The sequence below is a fragment of the Streptomyces lothianensis genome (assembly GCF_047779955.1).
Taxonomy (GTDB): Bacteria; Actinomycetota; Actinomycetes; order Streptomycetales; family Streptomycetaceae; genus Streptomyces.
This window is the reverse complement of the sequence record NZ_JBLMKT010000045.1, coordinates 124,434-140,830: the sequence shown is the minus strand read 5'-3', so window position 1 is coordinate 140,830 and position 16,397 is coordinate 124,434. Positions and strand designations below refer to the sequence as shown.

Genomic DNA, 16,397 nt, shown 5'->3' with positions numbered 1-16,397 from the left:
GGCGGCTTAGCCACCGACGCAGGAAGCCCGCGCGTTTACGCGTGGGTGGAGTCACGTGGAGACCGATGCCGATGTGCACGGCGACCACTGGGAGGTGCACACCGCCGCGGACGAGGTCGTCTCCTGCCTCACCGGCGCGATACGCCTGTTCCTGCGCCCGCAGGAGCCGGGAGACGAGGAGGAGGAGATCAAGCTGACGGCCGGAACCGCGGTGGTCGTGCCGCGCGGGCGATGGCACCGCATCGCCCTGGACGCCCCCAGCGACATCATGTCCCTCACCAGGCCCCGCGGCAGCCGCCTGGAGAAGCGGAGCGAGTCCTGACGAACCCGGTGCCCCGGTTCTCAGTCCTCGTCCCGCATCACTTCGGTGACCTTGCCGCTGAGATCGGCCTCGATGTAGCCGCCGACCCCGTACGCGTCGGTCAGATATACGGACAGGGCGAGGGGCGTGCCGAAGGTACCGTCCGGCGGGCGGACCAGCAGATAGCGCGCGTCGATGTCCTTCACCTTCAGCCGCTTCCCGGCCTCCGCGAGCAGACCGGGGACCACATCCCAGTCGAACTCGTCGGGGCTGAACGTCAGATCGCCGCTGCCGAGACTGCCGCTGAAGCTCTTCTCGGCTCCGCTGCCGGCGCGGAAGGTCCAGGTGTCGTACCGCTTGTCGTCACCCTTGAGCATGATCCGCGCCGAGGCGAACTCCGGATACACGACCAGGCTGGCGAACCGGTCCGAGCCGGACTCCGCCTGCAGCGCGGCGACGGCGGTACGGATGCCCTCGGACGTGAGCAGATCCGTCTGTCCGGGGGCGGGCGCCTTGGCCGTCCCGGCCGGGGAGGCGCTCGGGGACACGTCCGGTGACACCCGCGGGGACGCGTCGGGGGACGCGTCCCCGGTGGGCGTTCCGGTGCCGGTTCCGGTTCCGGTTCCGGTGCTGGCTCCGGAAGGCCGCTTCCCCGCACCGGCCTCCGCCCCCTCCTCCGGGAGGAACGACCACACCAGCACTCCGGCGAGCAAGGTCCCGACGAGGGAGGCACCGACGACGGCCCGCCGCCGCGAGCGGCGGGCGCCCTGCGCAGTACCGTGCCCTTCCTCCGCCGCCTGCGGGACGGCGGGCGGGGCGAGCGGATACGAGGTCGGCGCGGCCGCATCCGAAGACCCGGCCACGTCCGACACCGACGAAGCCTCGCTGTCCTTGCCGGCGTCGACCGCCCCGGCCGGACCAACTGCCCCGTCCGTATGGACGTCCTCGGTCGCCTCGCTAGCCCCGTCCGAACCGACCACCCTGGCCGCCTCGGCAGCGTCGACCACCTCAGCCGCACTGACCGCCCTGCCCGCGCCTGCAGCCCCGCTCGCCCCGGCCTCCCTGCCTGCCCCAGCCACCCGGGCGAGCATCCGATCCATCTCCTCCGCCCCCGGCCGCGCCGCCGGATCCCTGACCAGGGCGGCCGTCAGTACGGGGGTCAGCGCGTCGGCCCGGCGGGGCGGTGGGATCTCGTCGTTGAGGACGGCCGCGAGGGTGGCGAGCGTGTTCGCCCGGCGCAGCGGGTGGCGGCCCTCGACGGCGGCGTACAGCATCATCGCCAGCGACCACAGGTCGGCGGCGGGCCCGCCCTCCCCTCCGGAGACCCGCTCGGGCGCCATGTAGTCGGGCGTGCCGATGACCGAACCCGTGGCGGTCAGCACCGTCGACTCGCGGATCGCGGCGATACCGAAGTCGGTGAGCACCGGGCGGCCGTCGGGCCGCAGCAGCACGTTCGCGGGCTTCACGTCACGATGCTCGATCCCGGCCTCGTGCGCGGCCCGCAACCCGGCCAGCACCCCGCGCCCCAGCCGGGCCGCCTCGGCGGGCGCCATGGGCCCCTCGGAGAGCCGGTCCGCGAGCGAGCCCCCCGTCACGAGCTCCATGACAAGCCACGGATACGTGCCCTCACCACCGTCGACGATGTGGTGAATGGTCACCACATCGGGATGCTCGACCCGCGCGAGCGCTCGCGCCTCACGCAGCACCCGCGCCCGCAGCAGCCGCGCCGCCTCCGGGTCGTACTCGGCGAGCGCCGGATCCGGCGGTCGTACCTCCTTCAGCGCGACGGCCCGGTCGAGCACGAGATCCCGCGCCCGCCACACGGTCCCCATCCCACCGCCACCGAGCCGCTCCTCCAGCACGAACCGCCCGTCGACGACCCGCCCTTCGGTAACCCGCCCTTCGGTAACCCGCCCTTCGGCAACCCGCCCTTCGACGGCCCGCTCGGCCTCCCCGTTGCTCATGACCGCAGAGCCTACGAGACGGGGGTGACACCCCGGACCTCAGCTCGACGGAAGGACGCTCAGTAGGCTGCGGAACCATGAAGCCGAGCGGAGCCCCGAAGCCGAGCCGCCTCCTGTCCCACCTCCCGCGCCTTCTCCCGCGCCTCCTTCCCCTCCTCTACCTGCTCTGCGGCGCAGGCATCGCGGCCGCACTGATCTCCGCCGGAGACCCGGCCACAGCCGCCGCGATCCTCTTCCTCTTCACTCTCCTCGCCGCCGTGAACTCACCCCTGTTCTTCCCCCGGTCGACCACCTCGGCAGAGGCCCGCCGCCGCAGCGCGGCCGACGGGCGCCCAATTGTCTATTGGCGCCCTGGCTGCCGGTACTGCCTGCGCCTGCGCATCCGCCTGGGCCGCAGGGCCCACGAACTCCACTGGGTCGACATCCGGCGCGACCCCGCCGGAGCAGAACTGGTGCGATCGGCCAACGACGGCAACGAAACCGTCCCGACCGTCCTCGTCGCAGATCACCCCCACACCAACCCCGCCCCCGCCTGGCTACGCGATCAGCTTCCTTGAGGGCGCCGGTCCGCCTCAGGCCCGCGCTCCGGGCGCACGCCGGGAGTTGAGAGCGCCCTAGCCCAGGCTCAGCGACCGCGCCGCGATATGCAGCCGTACGCCCTCGTCCGTCGTCGTCACACCCGTGACGTCGACGGGGATCGGCCCGGTGGAGAGGGTGAGGAGCATCGGGGAGGCACCCTCCGTCTCCGGGGTGATGATCAGGTCCGGGCCCTGGCCCGTCAGGCGGCCGATGATGTGCTGTCCGTCGCGGGTCAGGCGGACGCGATTGGCGCCTCCGGTGACCGGGGCGATCTCGACATCGCCCACGGCCGGGTACTGCCGCTGCAGCGCGTCCGCGATCGCTGCGTACGGGACGACCGCCTCGCCCTCGATCCGCTCGGCCACCGCGCTGGTGGTGCCCTCGATGCGGACTCCGTGTGCGGTGAGGTGGGCGCTCGGGATGGTGACCGTGGCGGGGCCGGAGGGGGCCTCGGCGTTTTCGACGGTGATGTCGATCTCGTCGAACGAACCCGAGACCGCCTGGGTCAGGAACGGGAAGCCGATGATGTCGACCTCCACGCTGCCGCCGTTCGCGGCGTACCGCTCGGTGACCTTGTCGGCGGCCATGTTCTCGGCCACCTGCTCGGCCGCCAGGTCGGCGCCGATCGCCAGGGCGGACAGGACGCCGAGGGTGATGAGGGACGTACGCAGGCGCATGGTGCGGGTTCCTTCGCGGGTCGTGCCACGAAGGGGCGGCCCGGCGCGCGGCCGCCGGGACGGCGCCGGGCTCCGGTGCGCGACCTCGGCCCCCCGTCGTCGCGTAACAAGTGAGGGTGGAGAGCATATGTGTCCCGGCGAACAGGATCTTGGGCAGGGGATGCGCCCTTGTCCCTGCCGCCGGACCGTTCCCGCCGCCGCCGGACCGTCCCCGCCGCCGTCCCGTCCCCGCCGCCGTCCCGGCGTCCGGTCCGCCGCCGGGCCGTCCCGGGCCCCGGACCTTCCGGACCCGGGCACGCCCTTGTTAGGGTGACCTAACTTTTCCAGGTGGGGGTGGGTATATGGCCAAGGGCGGGAAGTACCTCAAGCCCGAGCGGCGGGATTACCTCGTCGTACGAGGACTGGCGCGCGAGCGGATCAGCCCGGGCTTCGTGCGGGTCACGCTCGGCGGTGAGGCGCTGCGGGGCTTCGAGCCCATGGGGTACGACCAGTGGTTCCGCCTCTTCCTGCCGGTCGAGAAGGGGCTGCGGCTGCCGAAGCGCACCGGCGGGCTGTGGTTCGCCGAGTACATGCTGATGTCCAAGGACACCCGCCCCATCGGCCGCAACTACACGGTGCGCGCCCACCGCGCGGAGGGCATCCACAGCGAAGGCCCTGAGATCGACGTCGACTTCGCGCTCCACGAGAACGGCGGCGGCGAACTCGGGCCCGCCTCCGCGTGGGCGCGGGACGGCTCGCCCGAGGACGAGGTCGCGATCCTCGACGAGGGGATCACCTTCCGGCCGCCTCCCACGGCGCGTACGCATCTCCTCGTCGGCGACGAGACCGCGCTGCCCGCCGTCGCGGGGATCATCGCGTCCACGGCCGGGGGCGAGGTGCCGGTGCGGGCGTACGTCGAGGTTCCGCACGAGGACGACGTGCAGGCACTGGAGGTGCCCGCGTCCACGGAGATCCACTGGGTGGTGCGCAAGGAGGGCGCCGAGGCGGGCGAGAGCGTGCTCGCCGAGGTGAAGGCGGCCCGGCTGCCGGAGGGCCCGGCGTACGCGTGGGTCGCCGGCGGCCGCCGCCTCGCGACCGGGACCCGCCGCCACCTCGTGGGCGAGCGCGGCTGGTCGAAGGACTCGGTGACGTTCACCGGGTACTGGCGCTGAACCGCCCCGGACGCGGTGACGTTCACCGGGCGTTGGCCTGGGACTGGGCTTCGGGACTGGGCTTCGGGACCGGGCCTCGGGACTGGGCCTGGCGCCGGCCTGGCGCCGGTGGTGAACCGTCCGGACGCCGCGCCGTTGACCGGTCACCGGACCCGCACCCCGGGGTCCGCGCCGCCAAACCGGGTGGACGCACTGTCGTACCCGCCGCTTATGCTGCCGCCGAACGATCACGCGGTACCTGGGGAGGGCGCGGCACATGCTGGGGAAGTTGTTCGGCAGAGGCGAGGGCAGATCGGGCGGGGGCGCGGGGGAGGCCTCCGTGCTCGCTCCGCGCAAGGGCAAGCACGGGGTCAAGACCCTGCGCGCGCTCGGCGATCCGCGCGTGCTCGCCGCCGTCGAGGCGGCCGACGCACGCGACTGGCCCGCCCTGAAGGCGGCCCTCGGGCCCTTCGAACTCGGCCACGACCAGGCCGTGCTCGGCCAGCTCGCCGTGCTCGACGGCGTGCAGGAGTGGCTCGTCCCCGCCGCCGACGAAGAGGGCGACAAGGAGCACCGCGCGACCGCCCTGCTCATCTCGGGCGCCCGCCACGTCACCTGGGGCTGGGAGGCCCGTACGGCGGCCCGCGCCGCCGACGTGACCCGCGAGCAGTGGCAGATCTTCTACGAGCGGCTGCGCATCGCCGACGAGCAGCTCCTCGAAGCCGCGGAGCTGCGGCCCGACTGGGTCACCCCGTGGCGCCACCTGCTGACCTCCGCCCGCGGCATGAGCCTGGACGACAGCGTCAAGGAGGCCCGGCTCGCGGCCGGTCTGCGCCGCGATCCGCTGAACGCGGACATCCACCTGGAGTGGATCTCCCAGCTGCAGCCCCGCTGGGGAGGACAGCCCGGCGAGGCACTGGAGTTCGCCCGCAAGGCCTTCGCCGCCGCACCCGACGGGCACCGGCTCGGCTGCGCCGTCGCGATGGCGCGGGTCGAGCAGTGGGTGGAGTCGGACGACGGCGAATGCCTCCAGGACCCGCGGATCCGCACCGAACTGCGGGAGGCGGCGGAGCGCTCCGTCCTGCACCACGCGTACGTGCGCCGTCCGGGCTGGCACGGCGACTACAACATCTTCGCGATGGCCCTCTCGCTGGCCGGTTCCAGCATCGCCTCGAACGTCTTCCGCGAGCTGGACGGCGTGTACACCGAGTGGCCGTGGACGTTCATGGCGGACCCGGAGAAGACGTACACCCGCTTCCGCAAGACCTGCTGAGCCCCGGGCCCGCCGGTCTCGGACCCATTCGGCCTCCGGCCGGCACCGGGCCTCCGGCCGACACCCGGCACCCGGCACCCGGCCACCCGGCACCCGGTCCGCGAACCGCCCAACCGCCCAACCGCCCAACCGCCGGTCCGGCACCGCCCCGTTCCTCCGCCGCCCGCCCCTCCGCCGCTCACCTCACCCCCGGACTTCCCGATGAATCAGCCTCACAGCCCTGCCGCCGCCGACCGCACCTTCCAGGTGGACCTGCGCGGCCTCGTCGACCTCCTCTCCCACCACCTCTACTCCAGCCCCCGGGTCTACCTGCGCGAGCTCCTGCAGAACGCGGTCGACGCCCTGACCGCCCGCCAGGCCCTCCAAGATGGTCAGGGCGGCCGGGCCGGCGACTTCGGCATCCGCCTCCACGCGGACGGCACCCAGGTACGCGTCGAGGACGACGGCGTCGGTCTCACCGAGGCCGATGTGCACTCCTTCCTCGCCACCATCGGCCGCTCCAGCAAGCGCGCCGAGAAGATCGCCGAGCAGCGGGCGGACTTCATCGGCCAGTTCGGCATCGGCCTGCTCTCCTGCTTCCTCGTCGCCGACGAGATCCACGTCGTCAGCCGCAGCGCCCGCACCCCCGACGCCCCGGCCGTCGAGTGGCGCGGCCGAGGCGACGGCAGCTACTCCGTGCGTACGCTGCCGGCCGGGGCCCGCCCGCAGCCGGGCACCACGGTGACCCTGACTCCGCGCGCGGACGCGGCCGAGTGGACCCGCCCGGACCGGGTGCAAGCCCTGGCCCGGCACTTCGGCTCGCTCCTGCGCCACCCCGTCACCTTCGACGACGGCAGCACGGGCGGCCCGGCCGCACGCGTCAACCCGGAGCCCGCACCCTGGTCCCTGAACCACCCCACCCCGGGCGCCCGCAGCCGCGCGCTGGCCGCGTACGGCGAGGAGGTCTTCGGCTTCAAGCCGCTCGACACCATCGAACTCGACCTGCCCGCCGTGGGGTTGAAGGGCATCGCCTGCATCCTGCCGGAGGCCGTGCCGAGCGGCCGCCGCCACGGCCACCGGGTGCACGTCAAGGGCATGCTGCTCTCCGAGCAGGCCCCGGAGATCCTGCCCGACTGGGCCTTCTTCGTCCGCTGCGTCGTCGACGCGGAGAGCCTGCGCCCGACGGCCTCCCGCGAGGCGCTGTACGAGGACGACACCCTCGCCGCCGTACGTGACGCCCTCGCCGACCGGCTGCGCGAGTGGATCGCGAAGGCCGCCGCGAGCGACCCGGAGCTGCTGGGCCGTTTCCTCCAGGTGCATCACCTGGCCGTGAAATCGCTCGCCGTGCACGACGACGAGATCCTGCGCATGCTGCTTCCCTGGCTGCCGTTCGAGACCACCGACGGGCACGCCACCCTCGACGAGTTCGCCCGCACCCACCGCACCGTGCTCGTCACCAACACCGTCGAGGAGTTCCGGCAGGTCGCCGCGATCGCCTCGGCGGCCGGGCTCGGCGTCGTCAACGGCGGCTACACGTACGACCGCCAGCTGGTCCACCGGCTGCCCGAGGTCCGGCCCGAGGCGAGCGTCGCCGACCTCGATCCGGAGACGCTGACCGCCCACCTCGACCCCGTGGACCGTGAGACCGAACTTGCCGCCGGGGCCTATCTCGCCCGCGCCCGCGAGGCCCTCGCCGTCTTCGACTGCGATGTCGCCCTGCGCGCCTTCCAGCCCGCCTCCGCCCCGGCGCTGCTCGTCGACAGCCGCGAGGCGCGGCACGAACGCACCCGCTCCCAGCTGGCCCGTGAGCAGGACGGCGGCCTGTGGGGCGGCATCCTCGGCCATCTGCGCCAGGAGGCCCCGCGCGCCCAGCTGATCCTCAACCAGCTCAACCCCCTGGTCCGTACCGCCGTGGCCATCGAGGAGCCCGAACTCGCCCGCACCAGCGCCGAAGCCCTCTACGGACAGGCCGCACTGCTGTCGCGGCGCCCGCTCAGGCCCTCCGAATCGAGCCTCATCAACCGCTCCTTCCTCGATCTTCTCGCCCACGCCCTCCGCAAGGACGCCTGACGATGCCCACCGCACCCCTGCCCCAGACCATCGACGAGCTCTACGAGGCACTCCGCGAGAACGACCAGCGTCCCTACGGGCGTTCCCGTACGGTGACCGCCGAGGAACTCGCCGAGGCCGCCGAGCAGTTCGACGAGCCCTCCGCGCTCATCGACGCGCTCCTGGAACTCCAGGAGGCGTACACCTACGGCGCCGAACCGCGGAAGTCCCCCGTGGTCTTCGCGCGCCTGCTCACGCTCTACGACGAGCAGCCGGACGTCTTCGACGAGCGGGCCGAGGTCCAGCTCTTCTGGCGCTTCAAATGGGTGGCCAACGCCCTGCTCGCACTCCCTGAGATCCCGCTCGCCACCCTGCGGCAGTGGCTCACCGAGATGCGCGAACGCTACGTCAAGGCCGACATCGGACTGCAGCCGTACTACAGACAGATGTACGCGCTGGCCGCCCACACCGGCGAGGACACCGACACCGCCTACGACCTGTGGGCCGCACGCGAGCGCGTCCGGTTCAGCGACTGCGAGGCCTGCGAGATCTGCAGCCACGCCCGCTACCACCTGGGCAGGGGCGATGACACCCGCGCCCTCGACATCTGGGAGCCGGTGCTCGCCGGGCGCGGCAGCTGCCAGGAGGAGCCCGCACGCTCCATGTCGTACGCGCTGCTTCCGCTGCTGCGTACGGGACAGCAGGACCGGGCCCGTGAACTGCACCTCGCCGGCTACCGGGCCTGCCGCCGCTCCGCCTCGATGGCCGGGGAGGTCGGCCGGCACCTGGAGTTCTGCGCGCTCACCGGGAACGAGGCGCGCGGACTCGAACTGCTCGCCGAGAACCGGAGCCTGTTCGAGGAGGTGGACTCGCCGTCCGAACTGCTGGACTTCCTCACCGGCGTGGAGGTGCTGCTCGCCCGCGTCGAGGCCCTCGGCCACGGCGGGCTCAACGCCCCCGGCTACGCGGGCCGTACGTGGACGGTCAGCACCTTGCGCGCCGAGATCCGCACCCGCGCCGAGGACCTTGCCGCCCGCTTCGACGAGCGCAACGGCACCGGACACCAGAGCGCGCAGCGGCGCACCCGCCTGGAGCGGGCCCCGCTGCTCGACGCCCTGGAACTGACCCTGCGGCCCCGCGCCCTCGACGAGCTGGCGGCACCAGCGGCATCCATGGCAGCCACGGCCGCCGCCGTGCCGACGCCGGCACCCTCCCGCCAGGCCGCCCCCGTACCGGAGTCGCTGCCCGAACTCATCCTCCGCGCCCGCGAGCTGGACGAGCTCGGCTCCCCGGAAGACACCGTGTGCTGGGCCCGCCTGCGCGAACTGACCGCCGTGTCCGACTACCGCCACCCGGACGACCCGGCCGTCGGCCCGCTCGTGCAACTGCGGGCGGACCTGCTCACCGACGAGGCGTACACGGCCCGCGCGAAGGACGAGTTCGCGGACGCGGCGAGCCTGCACGAGGAGGCGGCGGGCCTCTACGAGGACGCCGGTCTCGCGGCACACGCGGCGGTCGCACAGGGCTGCGCGCTGCTCGCGGCGGCCGAGGGCGCCACGCGGCGGGACGACTCCGGAGCGGAAGCCACCGGGGACGGCGACGGACCGGCTGACGGACCGGCTGACGGGCAGACCGAGGGGAAGAGCGACGGGCAGACCGACGGGAAGAGCGACGGGCAGACCGAGGGGAAGAGCGAAGGGAGGAGCGAAGGGAAGCCCGCCGGGAAGAGCCACGGACCGGGAGACGCCGACCCCGGAGCCGCCCGGGTCAACGCCCTCACCGAAGCCCACGCCACCCTCGTCCGCCTGCACGAGCAGACCCCCGGGCTCACTCCCGCGCTCGAGGCCCGCCTCCTGCGCCTGCGCGCCTCCGCGCTGGGGATCCGGCTGCAGACCTCCCGGAGCGAGGAGCACGTTGCCGCCGCCTTCGCCGAGCTGGAGCTGCTGCAGAGCTTTGCGGAGCGGCACGCGCTGGCCAACCAGCTGGCCGGCGCCGCGCTGCTGCGGGCCACGCTGCACGCGCTCTCCGGCCGGCTGCCCGAGGCGGTGGCCGCGATCGACGCCGTACTCCCGCGCCTCAGGGACGAGGGCCCGGCCTGGCATCTGCCCCGTGCCCTCGGCCTGCGCGGCCGCCTGCACCTCGGCCTGGGCGATGCCGAAACGGCGCACACGGACCTCGCCGAAGGCCTCCGGCACGCCGCCGACTGGCCGGCGGACACCGGCAACCGCAGCAGCATGCACTCCGATCTGGCCGAGGCCTGCATGCATCTCGGCCGCCCCGACGAGGCCCTGCGCCACCTGACCCGCGCCGCGGAGCAGCATCTGCGGTACGGCAGCCGTGTCGACGGCTTCTGCGCGTACAGCAACGCCGCCCAGCTCAGCATCGACCTGCAGCGCATCGAGGACGCCATCGCGCTGCTCGACTCCGTGCTCGCCGAACCGGACATCGCGAGCGGGCAGCTCGACGAGCGCCTCACCGCGCAGCTGCGGCTGACCAGGGCCCGTGCGCTGCACGCGGGCGGCGATCTCAAGGCCGCCACGACCGAGTTCGCCGCGCTCGCCGCCGAGTCGGCGCACTGGGCGGACGACCCGGGCAGCCATGCGATGATCGCCGGCGAGACCGCCGTACTCCTCGCCGAATCGGGGGAGTTCGAGTCGGCGCGCGAGGCCCTCGGTCAGGCGCTGGCCGCGAACCCGGACGCCCCGCGCTACGAGCAGCTCAGCAATCACCTGCGCGAGGTCGCCCGCCTGCAGACCAAGCAGCTGGGCCCGCAGGGGCGCGAGGGGGCGTACGCGGTCCTCGCGGACGCGGAGAAGGTCGCCGAGGCGGCCCGCGCGGCCGGATACCGCCCCCACGGCCGTTCCCTGGAGACCGCGCTCGCCTACGAGTACGGGCGGGTCGACGCCTACGCCGGCGAGTACGAGAGCGCGCTGAGCGCCCTCGGCCGGGCGATGGCCCTGCTCGACGACGCCGGCGCGCAGGACGAGGACCGGCTCGGCGAGTGGGTCGAATGCGTACGGCTCGCAGGCGCGGTCGAGGGTATGTACATGGAACGCACCGGCCCGGCGCTCGCCCGGATCGACGCGGCCCTCGCCCGGCTGACCGCACTCGGCCGGACCGACCTGGCCGAGCCCCTCACGGAACTCGCATCCGACCTGCGCGAACAGTGAGGAACCGGGGGCCCGGCGGCCACGAGCCGGGCCCCCGTCCACGTCGCGTACGACGACGTACCGCCGAGTACGGCACCGTAGCGCCCCGAAGACTGCCGGGCCGCGGCAGTGTGGAACCGTATGCCCTCTTGACAGCATCCCGCCATACACACAGACCGAGGCGGGGGACGAGGGAGCGAGCGTGGCGAGAGCAAGGGCGCAGGGCGTACGGAGGGCCGTGTCCGCGGTGGCCTCGGGGGCCGATCCGCGGCAGCTGGCCGAGGACGAGCTGCGGCGGCGGGCCGGGGGCGCGGCGGGCAGCGCGACGGGGTCTGCGGGGGAGCCGTACGAGCCGGAGGAGGAGGCCATGGACCCGGCCGACTTCCCGGCGGCCCGGGAGCAGGGCGGTCTGGCCACCGTCATGGTGCAGCAGACCGTCTCCCTCGACGAGGTCGGCGAGGCGCTCAACCAGAGCGAGCAGACCCGTGAGAGCGGCGAGGAAGTGCACGTCATCTGCCCGATGGTGCTGCCCAAGGGCCGTTCCTTCATCAGCATGCTGCCGGTGCTCCTGCTGCTCGTCATCGGCGTCGTCGGCACGCTCGCCGTGGCCGCCGCCGACGACTCGCCGCTCACCAACCCGCTGTTCGGGCTGCACTACTGGGTGATCGCGCTCGCCGCCGTCGCCTTCGTGTGGTGGCGCCAGGGCATGGTGATGGTGCCGGACGGCTGCCAGGCCCTCATCACCCGCTTCGGCAAGCTGGAGAAGGTCGTCGGACCGGGCCGTGTCACGCTGATCAGCCCGTGGAAGCGGGTCTCGTACATCGTCAACACGACCCGCGAGTACCCCTTCAACGCGCCCGTGCGCGAGGCACCCACCAAGGGCGGCGTGAAGGCCTCGATCGACCTGTTCATCCAGTTCCGGATCAGCGACCCGACCGAGTTCGTCTACACGCTCGGCGCCGTCCGCGGCTTCGAGGAGAAGCTCGGCAACGCGGTCAGCGAGACCATCCGCAGCCTCATCTACGAGCAGGAGGCCGCCGGGATCTACGACATGGTCGGTGAGGACACCGGCAGGCTCCTCGAACAGCTCAACCAGCAGTTCCGCCCCGCGGTCGAGCTCACCAACGCCAACATCACCCACGCCGAGCCCTCCGACCAGGGCTACCGCATGGACCTGGCCGCGCCCGAGATGGTGCGGATGGCGAAGGAGGCCTACACCCACGAGTACGCCCTGATGCTGCGCAAGGAGCAGGACGAGGGCGACCTCACCAAGGAGCTGGCGACCAGCCACGAGACGCTCTCCGCGATCCAGGCCGACATCGCCCAGTACCAGGCGCAGATGGACACCGCCGTCGAGCGCGAGACCAACCGCGCCGAGGCGCTGGCCCACCAGCGCTACGTACAGGCCGAATCGGAGGCCAAGGCGAACGCGGCGCTCCTGGAGGCGCAGGCGCTCGACATCCGCGCGGTCACCGCGGCCGCGGCGCCGGAGATCCTCGAATACCGCTACCAGCAGCAGATCCTCGACACGCTGGAGCAGGTCGCCGACCACCTGCCGCACCTCGTACGCATCGGCGGCGCGGACGCGGACGGCGCGGCCGGCGTCGACTTCCTGCGCCTGGCGCGGGAACTGGTGGGCGAGCACGGCGGCGAGCTGTTCAGCGAGGCGGACATGGCGGCCGTACGGGACCGGCTCGACGAGGTGGCGCAGCGGATCGCCGGCCGTGAGCAGGAGATCGAGAGCCTCCTCGCCGCCGAACGCCCGACGGTACCGGCGGCGGAAACCGCCACGCCGGAGCCCGCGAGCGGCGCACCGGCGGCAGGCGCACCGGCGGCAGGCGCACCGGTCGCGGCACGTGACGCGCGTACGGAACCCGAGGCGCCTTCGGCACCTGAGACCGCCCCCGAGGCAGGGAGCACGAGCGAGGAAGACCTGGAGGCCGACGCATGAGCACCACCCGTACCCACAGAAGGTCGGTCATCACCGAGGCCGTCGCGCCCTGGAGCAAGGTCGCGCAGCTGCTGCGCGGCGGCGGCGAGTCCGGCACCCTGATCCCCGTCATCATCCCGCGCTCCACCCGTCGCCTGTGGTGGATGCTGCCCCTGTGGCTCGGCCTGTTCGCGCTGCTCAGCGGCGTGATGCTCTCACTGCGTGCCGCGGACTCGGGCGTCGTCGGCGACTTCGCCTACGGCACCGCAGCAGCCCTCTCGTACACCGCCGGTGTGCTGTTCCTGCTGATCGGCGCGCTGTGGTGGTGGCGCTCCTCGATCGTCGAGATCGAGCAGGGCACCAACGGCGTCCTCACCCGCTACGGCGCCGTCACCCGCACCCTCGACGCGGGCCGCCACTACCTGTGGCACCCGTGGTCCCGCGTGGACTTCGTGGTCGACACGGCCACCGAGATCCCGTACTCCGCCCCGGTCATGGCCTGCCCGACCCGGGAGAACGTGCCGCTGCGTGCCATCGAGTTCTTCCTGAAGTTCCGTATCACGGACGCCGTCCTGTTCGTCCGCGCGATCGGCGCCGGCAACTTCGACCTGGTGCTCTCCAGCGCCGTCCAGGACGCCATCCGCCAGCGCGCCCGCATCATCTCCACCGAGCGCGCCTACGACCTGCGCGGCTCGGATGTCGCCGACATGCAGCAGCTCCTCAACCGGCAGCTCGACCGCTACGGCGTCCGCATCACCGGCTGCAACATCCCCGACGTCCAGCTCCCCGCCCAGTACCAGCAGCACCTCGCCACCCGCGAGCGCGTCGCCAAGGAGCGCACGGCCTACGAGCAGGAGTGGGGCCTGACCCGCAAGCGCCGGATCGACAGCCTGGGCATGGACATCGAGCGCGCGAAGAAGGTCCGCGACGCCCGCATCGTCGAGGTCAAGGCCTCCCTCAACAAGGCCCGTGAACAGGTCGCCCAGCTCCTGGAGGAGCAGGAGACCAACGCGCAGCGCGTCCGCTTCGAGATCGAGACCCGCGGCCGCAGCGGCCTGATCTCCGCCCAGAACGAGTCCCGCGCCCAGCACGCCCTCGCCAAGGCCTACCGCGACAACCGCGCGATCCTGCAGTACGAACTGGCCCGCCGCCGCCTCGAAGTCGGCGCCGAACTCGCCACGAAGGCTCCCCAGCCGCTGGTGGTCCGTACGGACGCCGCGGGCGGCACCGACACCTCGGCCCTCTCCACCCTCCTCGCGGCCCGCCTGCTGCCCCAGGTCACCGCCGCCCCCGAGGGCCGCGGCGAGGTCCGGGCGCTGCGCCAGTACTTCGACGGCGACGGGGAAGGGGCCGAGTGAGGCCCGCACGGTACTGATCCGCGTGCCATCCTGTCCGACGTGACAGGAAACGTGCCGCTCGACGATCTGAAGCTGCTCCGGCGGGCCCGCGATCTGATGGACCGCGAGTACGCCGAGCCGCTGGACGTCGAGCGGCTCTCGCGGCATGCGCACATGTCGGCCGGGCACTTCTCGCGCAGCTTCCGGGCCGCGTTCGGGGAGACCCCGTACAGCTATCTGATGACGCGGCGGATCGAGCGGGCGAAGGCGCTGCTGCGGCGCGGCGACCTGTCGGTCACCGACGTGTGCTTCGCCGTGGGTTGTACCTCGCTCGGCTCGTTCAGCACGCGCTTCACGGAGCTGGTGGGCGAGTCGCCGAGCGCGTACCGGGCGCGGGACCACGAGGAGGTCTCCGACATCCCGGCGTGCGTCGCGATGATCTACTCGCGGCCCCTGCGCAAACCCAAGCCGGACGCCCGCTGACGCGCTTCCCGTGACGCGCTTCCCGTGACCCGCCTCCCGCTGACGCGCTTCCCGTGGCGGGTTTCTCGGGACGGGCATCCCGGGAACCGCCTCCCGTGACGCGCCGCGGACCGGTCACGAATGGAGAAGCGGCCCGCACCGGTCCCGCTCTACGGTGAAGCCATGGACATCAAACTCAAGCAGTGCTTCATCGCCGTGGACGACCACGACAAGGCCCTCGCCTTCTACCGTGACGCGCTCGGCCTCGAAGTGAAGAACGACGTCGGCTTCGAGGGCATGCGCTGGGTGACGCTCGTCTCGCCCAGCCAGCCCGAGGTCGAGGTCGTCCTCGAACCGCCGCTCGCGGACCCCAACGCCTCGCCCGACGACCGGCAGGCCATGGCCGAGCTGATGGCCAAGGGCATGCTGCGCGGAGTCATCTTCTCCACCGAGGACTGCGATGCCACCTTCGAGAAGCTCGCCGCCTCGGGTGTCGCGGAGGTCATCCAGGAGCCGATGGACATGCCGTACGGGGTACGGGACTGCGCCTTCCGCGACCCGGCCGGGAACCTGCTGCGCTTCGCGCAGCGACAGCCTCAGTAGTCCGAGGCGAGCAGCTCCTCGAGGAACCGGATGCTGTGCTCGGCGGACGAGGCCGCCGCGCTGACCTGGTCCATCACCAGCATGTAGTTCTCGACGTCGGCCCGCTTGTCGAGATACAGGGCGCTCGTGAGCTGTTCGAGGTAGACGATGTCGGGCAGGTCGGGCTCGTCGAAGCGGAGGATCGTGATCGGTCCGCCCGCCGCGGCGAGCCCGCCCGCGCCGAACGGCGCCACCTGCAGCGTCACATGCGGCAGTTGGGCGACCTCGATCAGCCGCTCCAGCTGGGCGCGCATCGTGGCGGCGGATCCCATCGGGCGCCGCAGCGCTGCCTCGTCCACCACGAACCACAGTTTCGGCGGCTCGTGCCGGGTGAGCAACTGCTGCCTGCGCAGCCGCAGTTCGACCTTGCGGTCGATGTCGTGCGCCGAGCCGCGCGCCTCGCCGAGGCTCACCACCGCGCGCGCGTAGTCGGCGGTCTGCAGCAGGCCCGGCACGAACTGCACCTGATAGTTGCGTATGACGGAGGCCGCCTCCTCGAGCCCGAGGATCGTCTCCAGCCAGCTCGGCATGACATCGCTGTACTTCTGCCACCAGCCGGGCGTGCCCACCCGCCGCGCCAGATCCAGGTACTCCGCCCGCTCGGCGGGATCGGTGACCCCGTAGAGCGTGAGCAGATCCGCCACGTCCCGTTCCTTCTGGGCCACCCGGCCCAGCTCCACGCGGCTGATCTTCGCGTGGGAGGCGCGGATCGCGTCGCCGGCGTCCTCACGGGTGATGCCGCATGCCTCGCGCAGGCGGCGCAACTGGGTGCCGAGTACGATCCGCAGCACGGTGGGACCGCCGTGCCGCTGGGCGGGCGCCGACCTCGGTCCGGGCATCGGTGCCGACTCGTGAACACGCCTGGCCGACTCGTGAACACGCTCGGCCGACTCGTGAACACGCTCAGCTGCAGAGCCCGTCATGC

The 16,397-nt window shown here is 72.6% G+C and carries 13 protein-coding genes; 10 read left to right on the top strand and 3 right to left on the bottom strand.

Translation table 11 applies throughout. The features are described 5' to 3' along the window. Nucleotides 1-55: 55 nt before the first annotated feature. Nucleotides 56-322, top strand: a complete 267-nt coding sequence (locus tag ACLF6P_RS16935) for a hypothetical protein (protein WP_415951201.1) — start codon at nucleotides 56-58, stop codon at nucleotides 320-322. Nucleotides 323-342: 20 nt separating this feature from the next. Here the strand turns inward: ACLF6P_RS16935 and ACLF6P_RS16930 are convergent, their stop codons facing one another. Continuing rightward, a complete protein-coding gene (locus ACLF6P_RS16930) occupies nucleotides 343-2,265 on the bottom strand; it encodes a serine/threonine-protein kinase (RefSeq protein ID WP_415951200.1) in 1,923 nt (640 codons plus the stop codon). 77 nt (nucleotides 2,266-2,342) lie between these two features. Here ACLF6P_RS16930 and ACLF6P_RS16925 point away from each other — a divergent pair, with 77 nt between their 5' ends. Then, nucleotides 2,343-2,822, top strand: coding sequence for a glutaredoxin domain-containing protein (locus ACLF6P_RS16925; RefSeq protein WP_415951199.1), 480 nt, complete (start codon nucleotides 2,343-2,345; stop codon nucleotides 2,820-2,822). Nucleotides 2,823-2,879: 57 nt separating this feature from the next. Here the strand turns inward: ACLF6P_RS16925 and ACLF6P_RS16920 are convergent, their stop codons facing one another. Beyond that, nucleotides 2,880-3,521, bottom strand: a complete 642-nt coding sequence (locus ACLF6P_RS16920; protein WP_415951197.1) for an LmeA family phospholipid-binding protein — start codon at nucleotides 3,519-3,521, stop codon at nucleotides 2,880-2,882. A 341-nt stretch (nucleotides 3,522-3,862) separates the two neighbouring features. On the opposite strand from ACLF6P_RS16920, the gene ACLF6P_RS16915 reads away from it, so the two are divergent. The 8 genes from ACLF6P_RS16915 to ACLF6P_RS16880 all read left to right on the top strand — a co-directional run bounded on the left by ACLF6P_RS16915 (nucleotide 3,863) and on the right by ACLF6P_RS16880 (nucleotide 15,433). Continuing rightward, nucleotides 3,863-4,672: a siderophore-interacting protein gene (locus ACLF6P_RS16915; RefSeq protein WP_415951195.1), complete on the top strand. Its 810-nt coding sequence runs from the start codon at nucleotides 3,863-3,865 to the stop codon at nucleotides 4,670-4,672. A gap of 256 nt (nucleotides 4,673-4,928) precedes the next feature. Next, a complete protein-coding gene (locus ACLF6P_RS16910) occupies nucleotides 4,929-5,924 on the top strand; it encodes a hypothetical protein (protein ID WP_415951194.1) in 996 nt (331 codons plus the stop codon). Between the two features lie 201 nt (nucleotides 5,925-6,125). After that, a complete protein-coding gene (locus tag ACLF6P_RS16905) occupies nucleotides 6,126-7,973 on the top strand; it encodes an HSP90 family protein (protein WP_415951192.1) in 1,848 nt (615 codons plus the stop codon). Between the two features lie 2 nt (nucleotides 7,974-7,975). Continuing rightward, nucleotides 7,976-11,122, top strand: a complete 3,147-nt coding sequence (locus ACLF6P_RS16900) for a hypothetical protein (protein ID WP_415951191.1) — start codon at nucleotides 7,976-7,978, stop codon at nucleotides 11,120-11,122. A 181-nt stretch (nucleotides 11,123-11,303) separates the two neighbouring features. Then, nucleotides 11,304-13,052 (top strand): SPFH domain-containing protein, encoded by a 1,749-nt coding sequence (locus ACLF6P_RS16895; RefSeq protein ID WP_415951189.1) that lies wholly within the window; start codon nucleotides 11,304-11,306, stop codon nucleotides 13,050-13,052. Then, on the top strand, nucleotides 13,049-14,389 hold the full coding sequence (locus ACLF6P_RS16890) for an SPFH domain-containing protein (protein ID WP_415951187.1): 1,341 nt from the start codon (nucleotides 13,049-13,051) through the stop codon (nucleotides 14,387-14,389). The genes ACLF6P_RS16895 and ACLF6P_RS16890 overlap by 4 nt, the downstream gene beginning before the upstream one ends. Nucleotides 14,390-14,440: 51 nt before the next feature. Continuing rightward, nucleotides 14,441-14,851: a helix-turn-helix transcriptional regulator gene (locus ACLF6P_RS16885; RefSeq protein WP_415951205.1), complete on the top strand. Its 411-nt coding sequence runs from the start codon at nucleotides 14,441-14,443 to the stop codon at nucleotides 14,849-14,851. 162 nt (nucleotides 14,852-15,013) lie between these two features. Next, a complete protein-coding gene (locus ACLF6P_RS16880; RefSeq protein ID WP_415951186.1) occupies nucleotides 15,014-15,433 on the top strand; it encodes a VOC family protein in 420 nt (139 codons plus the stop codon). Here ACLF6P_RS16880 and ACLF6P_RS16875 read toward each other — a convergent pair. Next, a complete protein-coding gene (locus ACLF6P_RS16875; RefSeq protein ID WP_415951185.1) occupies nucleotides 15,427-16,311 on the bottom strand; it encodes a helix-turn-helix domain-containing protein in 885 nt (294 codons plus the stop codon). The genes ACLF6P_RS16880 and ACLF6P_RS16875 overlap by 7 nt on opposite strands. Between the last annotated feature and the right edge of the window lie 86 nt (nucleotides 16,312-16,397).